At 61.5% G+C, this 15774-nt stretch carries 11 protein-coding genes; 7 read left to right on the forward strand and 4 right to left on the reverse strand.

The window, feature by feature from the left end:
* The 4 genes from metH to ACZ5IL_RS01960 form a co-directional block, all read right to left on the reverse strand.
* On the reverse strand, positions 1-3873 hold the full coding sequence (metH, locus tag ACZ5IL_RS01945) for a methionine synthase (protein ID WP_464594830.1): 3873 nt from the start codon (positions 3871-3873) through the stop codon (positions 1-3).
* A gap of 69 nt (positions 3874-3942) precedes the next feature.
* Positions 3943-4857 carry a methylenetetrahydrofolate reductase [NAD(P)H] gene (gene metF / locus ACZ5IL_RS01950; protein ID WP_464594831.1) on the reverse strand — a complete coding sequence of 305 codons (915 nt, stop codon included), beginning with the start codon at positions 4855-4857 and terminating at the stop codon, positions 3943-3945.
* A gap of 320 nt (positions 4858-5177) precedes the next feature.
* Positions 5178-6038, reverse strand: coding sequence for a prephenate dehydratase (locus ACZ5IL_RS01955; RefSeq protein WP_464594832.1), 861 nt, complete (start codon positions 6036-6038; stop codon positions 5178-5180).
* Between the two features lie 11 nt (positions 6039-6049).
* The gene (locus tag ACZ5IL_RS01960) at positions 6050-6814 is read right to left on the reverse strand and encodes a 3-deoxy-manno-octulosonate cytidylyltransferase (RefSeq protein ID WP_464594834.1); all 765 of its coding nucleotides are present in this window, start codon (positions 6812-6814) and stop codon (positions 6050-6052) included.
* Positions 6815-6834: 20 nt separating this feature from the next.
* Between ACZ5IL_RS01960 and ACZ5IL_RS01965 the strand changes: the two genes are divergently transcribed.
* From ACZ5IL_RS01965 to ACZ5IL_RS01995, 7 genes are all read left to right on the forward strand, one after another.
* The gene (locus ACZ5IL_RS01965) at positions 6835-7017 is read left to right on the forward strand and encodes a hypothetical protein (protein ID WP_464594835.1); all 183 of its coding nucleotides are present in this window, start codon (positions 6835-6837) and stop codon (positions 7015-7017) included.
* Positions 7007-7561 (forward strand): c-type cytochrome, encoded by a 555-nt coding sequence (locus ACZ5IL_RS01970; protein WP_464594836.1) that lies wholly within the window; start codon positions 7007-7009, stop codon positions 7559-7561. Before ACZ5IL_RS01965 ends, ACZ5IL_RS01970 begins: the two co-directional genes overlap by 11 nt.
* A 416-nt stretch (positions 7562-7977) precedes the next feature.
* Positions 7978-9879 carry an extracellular solute-binding protein gene (locus ACZ5IL_RS01975; RefSeq protein WP_464594838.1) on the forward strand — a complete coding sequence of 634 codons (1902 nt, stop codon included), beginning with the start codon at positions 7978-7980 and terminating at the stop codon, positions 9877-9879.
* Positions 9880-9893: 14 nt separating this feature from the next.
* Entirely contained in the window at positions 9894-11774 is a 1881-nt protein-coding gene (locus ACZ5IL_RS01980; protein ID WP_464594839.1) for an extracellular solute-binding protein, read from the forward strand.
* A gap of 2 nt (positions 11775-11776) precedes the next feature.
* Positions 11777-12886, forward strand: coding sequence for a microcin C ABC transporter permease YejB (locus ACZ5IL_RS01985; protein WP_464594840.1), 1110 nt, complete (start codon positions 11777-11779; stop codon positions 12884-12886).
* A complete protein-coding gene (locus ACZ5IL_RS01990) occupies positions 12886-14064 on the forward strand; it encodes an ABC transporter permease (RefSeq protein ID WP_079445350.1) in 1179 nt (392 codons plus the stop codon). The genes ACZ5IL_RS01985 and ACZ5IL_RS01990 overlap by 1 nt, the downstream gene beginning before the upstream one ends.
* An 8-nt stretch (positions 14065-14072) precedes the next feature.
* Entirely contained in the window at positions 14073-15710 is a 1638-nt protein-coding gene (locus ACZ5IL_RS01995; protein WP_464594842.1) for an ABC transporter ATP-binding protein, read from the forward strand.
* The last annotated feature ends 64 nt before the right edge of the window (positions 15711-15774 follow it).

Below are 15774 nucleotides of genomic sequence, written 5' to 3' on the forward strand. Positions count from 1 at the left end.
TCAGCCCGCCCGCGCAGCGGTCTTGCGCAATTTGAGATGCACCGCGCATTGGCAGCCCGGCGGATGACCGGCGACGTCGGCGGAGGCGTCGTTGGCGGGCGCGGGCACCGGCGTCGCGGTGGGCTTTCCGGACTGGCCCGAAACATCCTGGCCGGGAATGTAGTTGAGGATCGACGCCAGCCAGCGCTCGATCTCGGCGACTTCCATCCCCTTGCGCGCGGCATAGTCCTCGACCTGATCGCGCTCGATCTTGCCGACGCCGAAATATTGGCTTTCGGGATGGCTGTAATAGAGACCGGAGACCGAGGAGCCGGGCCACATCGCAAAGCTTTCGGTGAGTTCAACGCCGGTCGCGCGAGTCGCATCCAGCAGGCGGAACAGTGTGGCCTTCTCGGTATGGTCGGGCTGCGCCGGATAGCCGGGCGCGGGGCGGATACCGACATATTCCTCCCGGATGAGCTGATCGTTGGTCAGCGCCTCATCCGGCGCGTAGCCCCAGAATTCCGTTCGCACGCGCTGATGCATCCGTTCGGCGAAGGCTTCCGCGAGGCGGTCGGCCAGCGCCTTCACCAGAATGGACGAGTAGTCGTCATTGGCGTTCTTGAAGCGCGCCGCGATTTCATCCTCGCCGAGCCCGGCGGTGACGGCGAAGCCGCCGATATAGTCGGCGATGCCGGTCTCCTTCGGCGCGATGAAGTCCGCCAGCGCGGCGTTGTGACGGCCCTCGCGTTTTTCGAGTTGCTGGCGCAGGGTGTGATAGGTCGCGATCTGTGTGGTGCGGCTCTCGTCGCTGTAGACCGCGATATCGTCGCCGACGCGGTTGGCGGGCCAAAAGCCGATCACGCTGGAGGCCTTGAACCACTTTTCTTTGACGATGCGGTCCAGCATCTTGCGTGCGTCGTCATAAAGGGCGCGCGCGGTTTCGCCCACCACCTTGTCGTCGAGGATCGCTGGAAAGCGCCCGGCCAGTTCCCACACCTGGAAGAACGGCGTCCAGTCGATCACCTCCACCAGTTCTTCCAGCGGATAGTCGGTGAAGGCTTTGGTTCCGAGGAAGGTCGGCTTGACCGGGCGGTAGCTGCTCCAGTCGATCGGCACTGCGTTGGCGCGGGCGACTGCGAGCGGCAGCCGTTTCTTATCCTGCTGGGCGCGGAAATGCGCCGCGGAAATCTTGGCGTATTCGGCGCGCACTCCGGCCGCGTAGGCCTCCCGCCGCTCCGGCGACATCAGCGAGGCAACGACGCCGACGGCGCGGCTGGCGTCGTTGACATGGATGACCGGGCCGTTGCGATAGTTGGGGTCGATCTTCACGGCGGTATGGACGCGGCTGGTGGTCGCGCCGCCGATCAGGAGTGGCAGGTTGAGGCCCTGACGCTCAAGCTCCGCCGCAAAATAACCCATCTCGTCCAGCGATGGCGTGATGAGGCCAGAGAGGCCGACGATATCGGCCTTCTCAGCCTTCGCTGTCTCGATGATTTTGGCGGCCGGCACCATCACGCCGAGGTCGATCACCTCGTAGTTGTTGCACTGGAGCACGATGCCGACGATGTTCTTCCCGATATCGTGGACGTCGCCCTTGACGGTGGCGAGCAAGATCTTGCCGGCGGAGGTGCTGCCCGCGCCCTCGATGCCGGCGGCCTGATTGAGTGCCTTCTCCTCCTCCATGAACGGCATCAGATAGGCGACCGCCTGCTTCATCACCCGCGCCGACTTCACCACCTGCGGCAGGAACATCTTGCCGTCGCCGAATAGGTCGCCGACCACGTTCATACCGGCCATCAGTGGCCCTTCGATTACGTTGAGCGGGCGCTCGACCGTCAAGCGCGCGGCTTCGGTGTCTTCCTCGATATATTCGGTGATACCGTTGACCAGCGCGTGGCTCAGCCGCTTCTCCACCGGCCATTCGCGCCAGGAAAGATCCTTCTCCTTCACTTCCTTGCCAGCGCCGCGGAATTTCTCGGCCAGTTGCAGCAGCCGTTCCGATGCGCCGGGATCGCGGTTCAGAATCACGTCTTCGCAGGTCAGTCGCAGCTCGGGGTCGATGTCGTCGTAGATGATCATCTGCCCAGCATTAACGATGCCCATGTCCATGCCGGCCTTGATGGCGTGATACAGGAACACCGAGTGCATCGCCTCGCGCACCGGCTCGTTGCCGCGGAACGAGAACGACAGGTTGGAGACGCCGCCTGAAATATGCGCGTGCGGCAGATTCTGGCGGATCCATCGCGTTCCTTCGATGAAATCGACGCCGTAGTTGTTGTGCTCCTCAAGGCCGGTGGCGATGGCGAAGATGTTCGGATCGAAGATGATGTCTTCCGGCGGAAAGCCGACCGTTTCGGTCAGAATGTCGTAGGCGCGCTTGCAGATTTCGGTCTTGCGCTGATAGGTGTCGGCCTGCCCGGTCTCGTCGAACGCCATTACCACCACAGCCGCGCCGTGGCGTCGTGCAATCCGCGCCTCGTGCAGAAACTTCTCCTCGCCTTCTTTCAGCGATATCGAGTTCACCACCGGCTTGCCCTGGATGCACTTCAGGCCGGCCTCGATCACCGAAAACTTGGAGGAATCGACCATCACCGGCACGCGGGCGATGTCGGGTTCGGACGCGATCAGGTTGAGGAAGGTGACCATCGCCGCTTCCGAGTCCAGGAGGCCTTCGTCCATGTTGACGTCGATGATCTGGGCGCCGTTCTCGACCTGGTTGCGCGCCACATCGAGCGCGGCGGTGTAATCGCCGGCCTTGATCAGGTTACGGAATTTGGCCGAGCCGGTGACGTTGGTGCGCTCGCCGACATTGACGAACGGAATATCCGCCGTCAGCGAGAACGGCTCCAGCCCCGACAGCCGCAGCCGCGGCGCAATGACCGGCACCACGCGCGGCTTGTGCGGGGCGACCGCGGCTGCGATGGCCGCGATATGATCCGGCGTGGTGCCGCAGCAGCCGCCGACGATGTTGACGAGGCCGGCCTGCGCGAACTCGCCGATCAGCCGCGCCATGTAGTCCGGGCTCTCGTCGTACTCGCCGAACTCGTTGGGCAGGCCCGCGTTCGGATAGGCGCAAACCAGCGTGTCGGCGACGCGTCCGATCTCGGCGACATGTGCGCGCAGGTCTTCCGCGCCGAGCGCGCAATTGAAACCGATGGTGAGCGGATTGGCGTGCCGTACCGAGTGCCAGAACGCTTCGGGCAATTGGCCCGAAAGCAAGCGGCCGGACTTGTCGGTGATGGTGCCGGAGACCATCACCGGAATCTCGATGCCGCGCTCCTCGCCGATTTCGGCGACGGCGTAAAGCGCCGCCTTGGCGTTCAGCGTGTCGAAGATGGTTTCAACCAGCAACAGATCGGCGCCGCCGTCGAGCAGGCCGTTGATCTGTTCGCCATAGGCCTTGCGCAGGTCGTCGAAGGTAACCGCCCGGTAGCCAGGATTGGCGACGTCTGGTGAGATCGACGCGGTGCGATTGGTTGGGCCGATAGCGCCGACGACAAAACGCGGCTTGCCATCCTCGGCGCTGACACGGGCGGCGGCGGCGAGCGCGAGCTTCGCGCCCTCGCGGTTGAGTTCGTAGACGAGATCCGACATGTCATAGTCGGCCTGCGCGATCGAGGTCGATGAAAACGTGTTGGTGGCGACGAGGTCAGCGCCGGCGCGCAGATATTGCGCGTGAATGTCTTCGATCGCTTGCGGTTGGGTGAGGATGAGGAGATCGTTGTTGCCGCGCACGTCGCGGTGAAAATCCTTGAATCGCTCGCCACGAAACGCGGCTTCATCGAACCCTCGCGCCTGGATCATGGTGCCCATGGCGCCGTCGAGCACCAGAATGCGCTCGCGCGCGAGGTTCCGGAGTTTCTCGGCAGTGGAATTCGAACTTTTTGTCACGCTTGTTATCCTGTGATCGTCATGCCCGCGTTTATCGCGGACATCCACGTCTTTGGGCGGAAGATGGGATCACGCTGCCTTCTGGGCGGCATCGGGCCGGATGCCGAGCAGATGGCAAATCGCGAACACCAGGTCGGCGCGGTTCATGGTGTAGAAGTGGAACGTATCGACGCCGCGCTTGGCGAGCTTCTGGACCTGACCGGCCGCGACCGTCGCCGCGATCAGCTTGCGCGTTTCCGGATCCTCATCGAGCCCTTCGAATTTTTCGGCGAGCCAGGTTGGAACCGTGGTGCCCGCCTTGGTCACAAAAGCTCTGGCCTGCTTGAAGTTGTGCATCGGCATGATGCCCGGCACAATCGGAATATCAATGCCGCGCGCGCGGACGCGATCGAGATAGCGAAGGTAAAGGTCGTTGTCGAAAAAGACCTGAGTGATGGCGCGGGTCGCGCCAGCATCGACCTTTGCCTTGAGGACATCGATATCGGTATCGATGTCGGGACTCTCCGGATGCTTTTCGGGATAGGCCGACACAGAAATTTCGATGTCGCCATGCCGCCGCTTGATGCCGGCGACGAGGTCGGTCGAACTGCGATAACCTTCGGGATGGGTGCTGTAGGCCGTGCCGATGCCGCCCGGGGGGTCTCCGCGAAGAGCGACGATATGGCGGACGCCGATGTCGCGATAGCGGCTGACAATCTCATCGACCTCCCCGCGCGGCGCGCCGACACAGGTGAGATGCGCTGCGGGGCGAAGCTGGGTCTCCGACAGGATGCGCGCGATGGTCGAATGGGTGCGCTCGCGAGTCGAGCCGCCGGCGCCGTATGTCACGGAGACAAAGCTCGGATCAAGGGGCGCGAGGCGAGTAATGGTGCCCCAAAGATTGTGCTCCATCTCCGCGGTTTTGGGCGGAAAGAACTCGAACGAGATCGTGGGTCGTTTTTGCGCACCAAGGTCATTATGAGCCGGGGCGGAAGCGTCTGTCATGACTCGTGAACTCCACTGCATCTGCCTCAACGTGCCCGCATCGCCGGAAAACGCCCAGGCGTCATGGCCGTGCCATCACAGGTTGGCGTTCCCACTAGGATAGCCCAAAATTGGACGCCACTACGATGGGAAGTAGCCCACCTTACCCATAAATGTAAGGCATATAGATTAGCCATGCAGTATAATGGGCAAACACAAAATCTATATTATATTGAATTCATTGATGATATAAAATATTCCGGCGTTGGGAAAATGCGCATATATCGACATAAACGTGAAATTGCCCAACTTGAGGGAACGGCAAAACGCGCGAAACTCGGTCAATCCGCTCGTTCGCGGAAAGTCGCGCGGAACGGATGAGCCGGATAGACGCCCACGATGCGAAGCTCCTTTGAAAAGAACCTCAACTCCTCCAGTGCGAATGCGAGGCCGCGATCGTCTGGGTGGCCTTCGACATCCGCATAGAATTGTGTAGCGAAGAAGTTGCCATCGACCATGTAGCTTTCGAGCTTGGTCATATTGACGCTGTTGGTGGCAAATCCCCCCATCGCTTTATAGAGCGCGGCCGGCAGGTTGCGCACTCGAAAGACGAAACTGGTGACCAGCGGCCCAGATCCTTGCTTGGCCCAGTTGGCCTCTCGTGCCAGCACCACGAAACGCGTGGTGTTGTGGTCCTCGTCCTCGACATCCTCGGCGAGAATGTCGAGATGATGGAGTTGCGCAGCGAGACGCGAAGCGATCGCCGCACAGCTGGTATCGCGGCGTTCGGCGACAAGGCGGGCGGCGCCGGCGGTATCGCCCGAGACGATCGGCCGGATGCCAAGTTTGCGGATGATACGGCGGCATTGCCCGAGCGCGTGAACGTGACTTTCGACGGTCTTGATATCCGCGAGCGTTGCTCCGCGTGGCGCCACCAGCTGATGGCGGACCGGCAGGAAGTATTCGCCGACGATGAATAACCCCGACTGCGGAAGCAGGTGGTGAATGTCGGCGACGCGGCCGGCCACCGAATTCTCGATCGGGATCATGCCGAGGTCGGCTTCGCCGGACGCGATGGCGGCGAGCGCGTCCTCGAAGGTCGCGCAAGGCAACGGTTCGGCATCGGGATAGGCGTCCGCAATGGCAATATGGGAATTCGCGCCGGGTTCGCCCTGGAATGCGATTTTCATCATCTTGGTCATAAGCTGTTCTATCAGCGGGCCGGGTGTTCGCCAGAGACTGAATTGGCGAGGAGCCGGCGGGCGGTTTCGAGGTCGGCCGGGGTATCGACGCCCCGCGGCACGTCGTCCACAATCATGATGTCTATCCGCATTCCGCCTTCCAGCGCCCGCAACTGCTCGAGCCGTTCCTGTCGCTCGAGAGGCGAGGGCGGCAGCTCGACAAAGCGCTGCAAGGCCTCGCGGCGATAAGCGTAAAGCCCGACATGATGGTAGCGCGGGCCCTCGCCATACGGGGCGGTGGCGCGGGTAAAATAAAGCGCGCGCAGTCGCCGAGAGTCGACCGGAGATCCGATGGCCTTGACCACATTCGGGTTGGTGGCCTCCTCATCGGAGTGAATTTCGGCGGCCAGCGTTGCGATATCGACCGAGGGGTCGGCCAGCGGCTTGAGCACGTCGCGAATCGTGCCCGGACGGATGGTCGGGAAGTCGCCCTGGAGGTTGACGATTGTATCGACGCTGCCTTCGGGGTCCAGTCTGCCCAGCGCCTCGAAAACGCGGTCGGACCCGGACGGATGATCGGCGCGCGTCATGATTGCCTCGCCGCCATGGGCCGTCACCGCGGCCGCGATGTCGGGAGTGTCGGTGGCGACGGCGACGCGCCCGATGCCGGCGGCCTCAGCCCGCCGCAAGACATGAACGACCATCGGCAGACCGCCGATATCCAGCAGTGGTTTGCCTGGAAGTCGGGTCGCGGCCATGCGGGCGGGTATCAGCACGAGGGTGCGGGTCTGGGTCATCGGTTGGGGGAGAGCCGAAATTGGCGCAGCTTCTTAAGATCTGCGGCATTTATACGGGTTGTCAGAACGCCGGCAAACCGTTATCTCGTCCTGCCGCCTCCGCGAGGCCGGTCCGCGGCATCTCCGTCGTCGTTCAGTCGGCCGTGCGGCCGACTTTCGAGCGTGGAGCCTTGCCGCAGATGGACTTCCTCAATGATCAATAAATTTCTTGGCGCGGTTCTGGGCACCTGCCTCGTTCTGCTGGTCATGAATTTCGTTGCCAAGGCGATTTTCGCGTCGCATGCGCCTGCGAAGCCTGGTTATAAAATTGAGGTCAAGGAAGCGCCGGAGGCAGCTCACAAGGAAGCAGTTCACAAGGACGACAAGCCGGCGGCTTCGAGCAAGGACGCCGACGTCGCGTCGGCGGTGTCGCTGGGGAAGAGGCTGCAAGCCGCTTCGGTTGAGAACGGCGCCATCGTGGCCAAGAAGTGCGCCGCCTGCCATACCCTTGAGAAGGGCGGACCGAACCGCGTCGGTCCTAATCTTTATGGCATCGTCGGCGAGCCGCGCGGCAAGGGTCATGACTTCAATTTCTCGGCTGCCATGAAGGCCAAGGGCGGCACCTGGACGCTTGATGAACTGGACAAGTTCCTGGCCGGTCCGAAGGAATACATCCCCGGCACGGCGATGTCGTTCGCCGGCGTGCCGAAGGATAGCGACCGTGCCGACCTCATTGCCTATCTGCGCAAGAATTCCGACAAGCCCTAGCCGCTGACGGATGCCGCGGGGTTACGCTGCATAGCCTGGCCAACCGGCGGTGGGAGTTTCCAAAGTCGCTTACCTTACCGGTCGCCCACACTCAATCGGCGGATTTCGCCGCACAAGTTCGAGAGGTGGGTGGCATCGTCCCCGAAAACCGACATAATCGGCCGAAACAGTGTGCTTCGTGTTGCACCGCCAGGGCATGATCCCGAAAGTGGAAACCGGTTTTCGGACAAGATCATGCTCAATCGAAAAAATAGAACAGAGTTTGATTCAACGCAGTTGAATCGGACTCTGGAGCGCGATCAGCAGTCCTGGATCGATTGCGCTCCAGGAGTGAGAACGCGCATGATCATCGCCAGCCGATCACACTTTGGCGCATCATGCGTAGCTCGCCCCGATAACTCGTAGGGATATTCGCATTGGCCTTCACACGACGACGTCTCCTTCACGGTGGTGCCCTGATCGCAGCCGCGCCCGCGATCAAGGTCTTCACCGGGGCTTCGACAATCGAAGCGGCGCATGCGCAGGCCGGATCGGTCGGCCCCAAATGGCGGCATGGGCTTTCGTTATTCGGCGACGTGAAGTATCCGGCAGGCTTCAAGCATTTCGACTATGTCAATCCGAACGCGCCCAAAGGGGGGATGGCGCGGCAGATCGGGATAGGCACTTTCGATAATTTCAACCCTGCCGTGGCGGGCGTGAAGGGTTTGATCGCGTCAGGAGTCGCGCTGATCTATGAATCGCTGACGACTCAATCGCTGGACGAGGTTTCAACGGAGTATGGCGCGCTGGCCGAGTCGGTTGGTTATCCCGACGATTTCTCGTTCGTGACCCACCGCCTGCGGGCTGAGGCAAAGTGGCACGACGGCAAGCCGGTCACGCCCGATGACGTGATTTTTTCGTTCAACGCGCTGAAGAAGCATCGTCCGTTTTATGCAGCTTATTACCGCCATGTTGTGAAAGCCGAAAAGACCGGGGAGCGCGAGGTGACCTTCACCTTCGATGCGCCGGGCAACCGCGAACTGCCGCAGATCGTCGGACAGTTGATGGTGCTTCCGAAGCACTGGTGGGAAGGCACCAACGAGGCGGGCGTCAAACGGGATATTTCCGCGACCACGCTGGAGCCGCCGCTCGGCAGCGGCCCCTACAGGATCAAGAGTTTTGATGCAGCGCGCTCGGTGACGCTGGAGCGGGTCAAGGATTACTGGGGCCGCGATCTCAATATCAACGTTGGCCAGAATAATTTCGACGAGCTGCGCTATGAATATTTCCGCGACGGCACGGTTGCGCTCGAAGCCTTTAAGGCCGACCAGGTCGACTGGCGTACCGAAAACAGCGCCAAGAACTGGGCCACGGCTTACAATTTTCCGGCGGTGAAGGACGGCCGCGTCATTTTGGAGGAATTTCCCAATCGCAGTTCGGGCGTGATGCAGGCGTTCGCCCTCAATATCCGCCGCGACAAATTCAAGGATTCTCGCGTGCGGCGAGCGCTGAACTTCGCGTTCGATTTCGAGGAAATGAACAAGCAATTGTTCTACGGGCAGTACAAGCGCGTCAGTAGCTATTTCCACGGCACCGAACTGGCATCAAGCGGCTTGCCCGAGGGCAGGGAGCTTGAAATCCTCGAGACCGTTCGCGCCGAAGTTCCGGCCGAAGTGTTTACGACGCCTTACAGCAATCCGGTCGGCGGCAATCCCGAAGCGGTTCGCAGCAACCTGCGCGAAGGTATGAAGCTCTTCAAAGAGGCGGGATATGAGGTGCGTGACCACAAGCTGGTGGACAGCAAGACCGGCGCGCCATTCGAACTGGAATTAATGTCGGAAGATCCGAGCGCTGAGCGCATCATGCTGTTCTTCAAGCCGTCGCTGGAGCGCATGGGCATCACTGCAACCGTCCGAACCGTTGATACGACGCAATACGAGAACCGGATGCGCAGCTGGGACTTCGATGTGGTCGTCAATAACTGGATTGAATCGCTGTCGCCCGGCAATGAGCAGCGAGAGTTCTGGGGTTCGCATGCGGCGGACATGCCGGGCTCGCGCAATGTCGTCGGCATCAAGAATCCTGCCGGCGACAAGCTGATCGAGCGGGTGATCTTCGCTAAGGACCGCGCCGATCTCGTCGCAGCCACCAAGGCGCTCGACCGCGTGCTGTTGTGGAATCACTACGTGGTGCCGCAATTTACCTATCCGTTCCATCGCACCGCCCGTTGGGACCGCTTTGGGCGGCCGGCCGAGATGCCGAAATACGGTCTCGACGCCTTTCCGGCTTTGTGGTGGTACGATGCCGACAAGGCGGCCAAGGTCGGCAAGCGATCTTGAGGAGGGTCGCGCGGATGAGGCAGCCCAGCCGCCGGCAGGTGATCGCTCTCGGGATCGGTGCGGCGAGCGCGGCCTGGCTACGGCCGGCCGCTGCCGCGAACGACGCGAAGACCGAATCCCATGGCGAATCCCACGGCATGTCGGCATTCGGCGACCTGAAATACCCTGCTGATTTCCACCACTTCGATTACGTCAATCCCGACGCGCCGAAAGGCGGCCTGTTCTCGACCATTCCGTCGAGCCGCGCCTTCAACCAGTCATTCCAGACCTTCAACTCGCTCAACGCTTTCATCCTGAAGGGCGATGGCGCGAAAGGCATGGAGATGACGTTCACGTCGCTGATGGCGCGCGCCGGCGACGAGCCCGATGCGATGTACGGCCTGGCTGCAAAGTCGGTGCGCATCTCGGCCGACGGTTTGACCTACCGTTTCACCATGCGGCCCGAAGTGCGGTTTCATGACGGGAAGAAACTGACGGCACGCGATGCCGCGTTTTCGCTGACGATCCTCAAGGCCAAGGGGCACCCGCTTATCACGCAACAGATGCGCGACATGGTGAGCGCGGAAGCGGCCGATGACGCGACGTTGATCGTGACCTTCGCGCCCAAGCGCGGGCGCGACGTGCCGCCGTTCGTCGCCAGCCTGCCGATCTTTTCGCAAGCCTACTACACCGCGCATCCGTTCGAGGAATCGACGCTCGACGTTCCGCTCGGCAGCGGGCCCTACAAGGTCGGCCGGTTCGAGTCGAATCGCTTCATCGAATTCGACCGCGTCAAGGACTGGTGGGGTGCGGATCTTCCTGTCTGCCGTGGTGCTTACAATTTCGACACGGTGCGGTTCGATTTCTACCGCGACCGCGACGTGGCGTTCGAGGGTTTCTCCGGCCGCAGCTATCTGTACCGCGAGGAGTTCACCTCACGCATCTGGAATACGCGCTACGATTTCCCGGCGTTGACCGAGGGCCGCGTGAAGCGCGAGCAGTTGCCCGACGAGACACCGTCCGGCGCTCAGGGCTGGTTCATCAACACCCGCCGCGACAAGTTCAAGGACCCGCGCGTTCGCGAGGCGCTGGGCTGCGCCTTCGATTTCGAGTGGACCAACAAGTCCATCATGTACGGTGCCTACGTTCGCACGGTGTCGCCGTTCCAGAACTCCGACCTGATGGCGAGTGGCCCGCCGTCGCCGGAAGAAGCGACGCTGCTGGAGCTGTTCCGCGGCAAGGTGCCGGATGAGGTGTTTGGAATGCCGTTCGTTCCGCCGGTGTCGGACGGCTCGGGGCAGGACCGCAAGCTGTTGCGCAGGGCGGCGCAACTGCTCAACGACGCGGGCTTTCCCATAAAGGACGGCAAGCGGATGACCCCGCAGGGCGAGGTCTTCCGCGTCGAGTTCCTGCTTGATGAGCCCGCGTTCCAGGCCCATCACATGCCGTATATCAAGAACCTCGGAACGCTCGGCGTCGATGCGACGTTGCGGTTGGTCGATTCGGTGCAGGCGAGAGCGCGGCGCGACGACTTCGACTTCGACATGGTGATCGAACGTTTCGGCTTCTCGACCGTTCCGGGCGATTCGCTACGGCCGTTCTTTTCGTCGAAGGCGGCAGGGACCAAGGGATCGAACAACCTCGCCGGCATCGCTGACCCCGCGGTCGATTCTCTGATGGAGCAGGTGATCGCCGCCGATACCCGCGCGAAACTGGTGTTCGCCGCGCGCGCGCTGGACCGCGTCATTCGCGCCGGCCGCTACTGGGTGCCGCAATGGTATTCGAACACGCACCGGCTGGCCTATTGGGATGTGTTCGGACATCCGCCGAGCCTGCCGAAGTATCTCGGCGTGATGGCTCCTGACATCTGGTGGTCGACGCAGACGGGTGCGGCGTCATCTGGGCAGGCAAAATAAGCATGGCTGCCTATATCGCCCGCCGCATTCTGCTGATGATCCCCACGCTGCTGGGCATCCTGTTCGTGTCGTTCGTCGTGGTGCAGTTCGCGCCCGGCGGTCCGGTCGAGCGGGTGATCGCGCAATTGAGCGGTTCGGATACCAGTGGGATGTCGCGCATTTCCGGCTCGTCCGGTGGCGACTTCGGCGCGCGCGGCCAGGTCGGGGCGTCGTCCGACGCCGTCAGTTCGAAATATCGCGGTGCCCAGGGGCTTGATCCGGCCTTCATCAAAAGCCTTGAGCAGCAGTTCGGATTCGACAAGCCGGCGCCCGAACGCTTTCTGCTGATGCTGTGGAACTTCTCCCGCTTCGATTTCGGAAAGAGCTATTTCCGCGACACCACCGTGATCCAGCTCATCAAGGAGAAGCTGCCGGTTTCGATGTCACTCGGCATCTGGATGACGCTTTTGACCTATCTGATTTCGATCCCGCTCGGAATCCGCAAGGCGGTGAGAGACGGATCGCGCTTCGATACCTGGACTTCGGCGGTCATCATTGTCGGGTTTGCGATTCCGGGATTCCTGTTTGCGATTCTTCTCATCATTCTGTTCGCCGGCGGATCGTTCTTCAGCATCTTCCCCTTGCGCGGATTGACGTCGGACGGCTGGAGCCAGTTTCCCTGGTACTGGAAGATTCTCGATTATTTCTGGCATCTCACGCTGCCCATCATCTCGATGGCGCTCGGCGCCTTCGCCACCATGACATTGCTGACCAAGAATTCGTTCCTCGACGAAATCCGCAAGCAGTATGTGATGACGGCGCGCGCCAAGGGCTGCAGCGAGCGGCAGGTGCTCTACAATCACGTATTCCGCAACGCCATGCTGATCGTCATCGCCGGATTTCCGGGCGCGTTCGTTCACGCTTTCTTTTCAGGTTCGCTTTTGATCGAAACCATCTTCTCGCTCGACGGCCTCGGCCTTCTCGGTTTTGAGAGCGTGCTCAATCGCGATTATCCGGTGGTGTTTGGCACGCTGTTCATCTTTTCGCTGGTTGGGCTTGTGATCAACCTGATCTCCGATCTGACCTACATGTGGATCGACCCGCGGATCGACTTCGAGGCGCGGGAGGTCTGATGGCGGTGACGTTGCCAAAGCCCGTTGAAGCCGATTCCGTGGCGCCGCTCGGGGAGGCCGTGCCGCCGGCCCGCCATCCGCTGCGCCTGTCGCCGCTCAATCGCCGCCGCTGGCAGAACTTCAAATCGAACCGGCGCGGCTACTGGTCGCTCTGGATATTCCTGATCCTTTTCTTCATCTCGCTGTTCGCGGAATTAATCGCCAACGACCGGCCATTCCTGATCCGGTTTGATGGGCACCTTTATTTCCCGGCATTCGTGACCTATCCGGAAACCGCATTTGGAGGCGACTTCGAGACCGCCGCCGATTATCGCGATCCCTATTTGCAGAAGCTGATCGCGGCCAAGGGCGGCACCATCATCTGGCCGCCGATCCGTTATTCCTATGACACCCACAACCTCGATTTGCCGACGCCGGCGCCTTCAAAACCGACCTGGCTTTTGACCGAGGCCGAATGCAAGGAGGTGGTGCAGCGAAAGAACCTCACAAGCTGCCGCGACCTCGAATACAACTGGCTCGGCACCGACGATCAGGGCCGCGACGTCGTGGCGCGGCTGATCTACGGATTCCGGATTTCGGTCCTGTTCGGGCTTTGCCTGACCATTGTCTCGTCGGTCATCGGTATCGCGGCTGGCGGGGTGCAGGGTTATTTCGGCGGCTGGGTTGATCTCGGCTTTCAGCGCTTCATCGAAGTCTGGACCGCGATCCCCTCGCTCTATCTGCTCTTGATCCTGTCGTCGATCTTGGTGCCGGGATTCTTCGTCCTGCTCGGAATCCTGCTGCTGTTCTCGTGGGTCTCGCTGGTCGGTCTTGTGCGCGCCGAATTCCTGCGTGGCCGAAACTTCGAATACATCACGGCGGCGCGGGCGCTCGGCGTATCGAATGCGACCATCATGTTCCGCCATCTTCTGCCGAACGCCATGGTCGCGACCATGACGTTCCTGCCGTTCATCGTATCGTCGTCGGTCATGACTCTCACTGCATTGGATTTTCTCGGCTTCGGATTGCCACCGGGCTCGCCTTCGCTCGGCGAAATGCTGGCGCAGGGCAAGGCTAACGTGCAGGCGCCGTGGCTCGGCTTCACAGGGTTCTTCGCGCTCGCGATCATGCTGTCGCTGCTGATCTTCATCGGCGAAGCCGTGCGTGACGCCTTCGATCCGCGCAAGACGTTCAGGTAAGGCCCCGGATGGACACCATCGATCAGCCGCTGCTCGACGTTCGCGACCTGTCCGTTGCATTTCACCATGCCGGCGGACCGTCGATTGCCGTTGATCGCATTTCATTTGAGATCAAGCGTGGCGAGTGCGTGGCATTGGTCGGCGAGTCCGGTTCTGGAAAGTCTGTCAGCGCGCTCTCGGTCCTGAAGCTGTTGCCTTATCCGGCCGCATCGCATCCCTCCGGGAACATCCGCTTTAACGGACGCGAGCTGCTCAGCCTGTCCGAGCGCGAAATCAGGAGCGTTCGCGGCAACGACATCTCGATTATCTTTCAGGAGCCGATGACCTCGCTCAATCCGCTGCACACCATCGAGGCGCAGATCGGCGAGATATTGCTGTTGCATGGCGGAATTCGCGGGGCGGCGGCGCGGAAGCGGACGCTGGAATTGCTGAGCCAGGTCGGCATTCTTGATCCGGAAACCCGCCTTGCCAGCTATCCGCATCAGTTGTCCGGCGGCCAGCGTCAGCGCGTGATGATCGCGATGGCGCTCGCCAATGAACCCGACCTTCTGATCGCGGACGAGCCGACCACCGCGCTCGATGTTACGGTGCAGGCGCAGATCCTGGCCCTGTTGGCGGATATCCGCGCCCGGCTCGGTATGAGCCTTCTGTTCATCACGCACGATCTCGGCATCGTCCGCCGCATCGCCGATCGCGTCTGCGTCATGAACGGCGGCAAGATCGTCGAGAAGGGATCGGTCGAGGAGGTTTTTGAGTCGCCGCGGCATCCTTACACGCGCGAACTGCTGGCTGCGGAGCCGAAGCCCGACCCGGCGCCGCCGCGGCCGGAATCGCCCGTTGTGATCGCGGCCGACGACCTCAAGGTCTGGTTTCCAGTCCGGCGCGGCCTGTTACGCAGAACAGTCGACCACATCAAGGCAGTGGACGGTGTGACGCTGAAGGTGCGCAAGGGCGAAACGCTCGGCGTCGTTGGCGAATCCGGGTCCGGTAAGACTACGCTCGGGCTGGCGCTGTTGCGGTTGATCTCGTCGGACGGCCCGATCGTGTTCCTCGGAAAAAATATCCAGGGTTTGCGCTTCAAGCAGATGCGGCCGTTCCGTCGCGATATGCAGATCGTTTTTCAGGATCCGTTCGGAGCGTTAAGTCCGCGGATGTCGGTCGGCGATATCGTGGCCGAGGGCTTGAGCGTGCATCAGCGTTCACTGACGGACGCCGAGCGCGAAACACGGGTGGTCAAGGCTTTGAAAGATGTCGGGCTCGATCCGGCGACGCGCTTCCGCTATCCGCACGAATTTTCCGGCGGCCAGCGCCAGCGTATCAGTATCGCGCGCGCCGTGGTGCTGGAGCCGAATTTCGTCGTGCTGGACGAACCGACCAGCGCACTCGACATGCTGTTTCAAGCACAGATGGTCGATCTCTTGCGTGAGCTTCAGCGCAAGCGCGACCTGACCTACATGTTCATCTCCCACGATCTGCGCGTGGTCGCTTCCCTTGCCAGTCATCTCATCGTGATGCGGCACGGCAAGGTCGTCGAGGAAGGGCCGGCGTCGGCGCTGTTCAAGAGTCCGAAATCAGATTACACGCGCGCGCTGTTCGCCGCCGCCTTCCGGCTGGAGACTGCGTCGGGGAAATCGAGCGCAGACTAGAGCCTTTCCGCTTCTGATGGAATCAGAAGCGGGACTTTGGATCCACTTCGCTCAAAAATGCTAT

It is taken from the genome of Nitrobacter sp. CN101 (assembly GCF_055390255.1).